The 1,739-nt window shown below is 42.7% G+C and carries 2 protein-coding genes; both read right to left on the bottom strand.

Annotated features, from left to right (window positions below; genetic code table 11):
• A partial coding sequence (locus V7Z64_RS13245; protein WP_334110744.1) for a carbohydrate ABC transporter permease occupies window positions 1–1,078 on the bottom strand: 1,078 nt, incomplete at its 3' end.
• A 112-nt stretch (window positions 1,079–1,190) separates the two neighbouring features.
• Window positions 1,191–1,739 (bottom strand): extracellular solute-binding protein (locus tag V7Z64_RS13240; RefSeq protein WP_297991423.1); only part of this gene is annotated, 549 nt, incomplete at its 5' end.

Here is a 1,739-nt window from a genome sequence, read left to right as displayed (position 1 = left end):
AGTAAATGATGTTAAAGTTGTTGAAGTTAAACGTATATTGCGTAATTAAAATTGGCGCTGTCGCATACAACACGAGCGGAAGGGTAATTTTCGTAAACTTTTGCCAGCTTGAAGCGCCATCGACTGTTGCCGCCTCGTACAATTCGTTCGGAATGGCTTGCAATACCCCTGTTGTCATCGCAAAGACGAATGGGAACCCGAGCCACGTTTGAATCAAAATGAGCGCAACTTTCGTCCAAAACGGATCCGTCATCCACTCGATCGGTCCGATGCCTAACGATGCTAAAATCGTTTTATTAATGACCCCGAACGATTCGTTAAACATGCCTGAAAAGACGAGAATTGTCACGAACGCCGGAACAGCCCAAGGTAAAATGAAAATCGTCCGAATGATCGCTTTTCCTTTTAAATCTTTTTGGTTTACGATAATCGCTAAGAAAATACCGAGCGCAATTTGTAACGTCGTTGCCCCAAACGTCCAAACGATCGTCCAAGCGAGGACGTTAATAAACGTTTTTCGCCAAAGATCGAGCTTCACTAAATCAATGAAGTTTTGAAACCCTACCCAGTCAACGAGTTTAGCTGGTGGGGAATGATATAAGTCATAGTTTGTAAACGCCAATAAGACGACGAAAATAATCGGGAAAATGACAACGAATACGAGCAAAATAAAACCTGGCGAAATCATTAAATATGGAAAGCCGTTGTCAACGAGCGCGCGATATTGCTCGCGCAACGAGCTAATTTTCAACCCTAAATCACGCTTTTGCCCATTTTTATAAGCATCGCGCAAGTTAAACGCATAAAAACCGAGCCCAAACACGGAAATAATAACGGCTAAAATTCCTTCAACAAGCAAGAAAATGGAATGGTCACGTCCGACGACTTCACCGAGCGTAAAGATGCCCCACCATCCCATATTTAATAAATCTTTAAAAACGATCAAAAACGAAGCAGCTAAAATGAAAAACGAAATGCCTTTGACGTATTGACGATTATATAGTTGTCCAAATCCCGGAATGAGCGATAAACCGAGGGCAATTTTCCGATGATTTGATTGATACATTGGTGTTTCCATTGATTTTGTCTCCTTTCTAAAACGATGGCGAGGAGCGCACTTGAATGTGAATAAGTAAACAAAAAAAAGAAAGTTGAAGCAGTACCTCTACAAGAGAGGTACCGCTCGTTACTTACTTGCTTGGATGGTTCGTTTCAATGTTCGTTTTAATTGTTTTTACAGCTTCATCAAGCGCTTGTTTTGGCTCTGCTTTTTGGTTTGCAACAAGTTGAAGCGCTGTCGCCATTGGTCCCCATACTTCTGCCATTTCAGGAATGTTTGGCATCGGAATCGCATATTGAGATTGGATCGCAACAGCTTTTGCTCCTTCATCTTCTGCGATTAACGGATCGTTAATGAGCGACTTCACTGGCGGAATTTCGCGCGTTAACTCAAAGCGTTTTTTCGCATTCTCTTCATTTGTAATAAATTCAATAAGTTTTGTTGCCCACTCCGGATGTTTCGAGAAGGCAGATACGTGCCAACCTTTTACACCCATAAACGTTTTTACAGGCTCACCGTTTGGCAATTTTGGCATTGGCGCTACACCGATATCGATGCCTGCATCACGCATACCTTGGAACGCCCACGGACCGTTCATGACAGACGCTGCTTTTCCTTCGTTAAATAAACCGTCCATCGCTGAACCGCCGTTTTCACCGATAATACCTTTCGGGAACAA

It is taken from the genome of Anoxybacillus sp. (genome assembly GCF_036834105.1).
GTDB lineage: Bacteria > Bacillota > Bacilli > Bacillales > Anoxybacillaceae > Anoxybacillus.
Note: the sequence above shows the minus strand (reverse complement) of the source record. Positions and strands in the feature narration are given on the sequence as shown.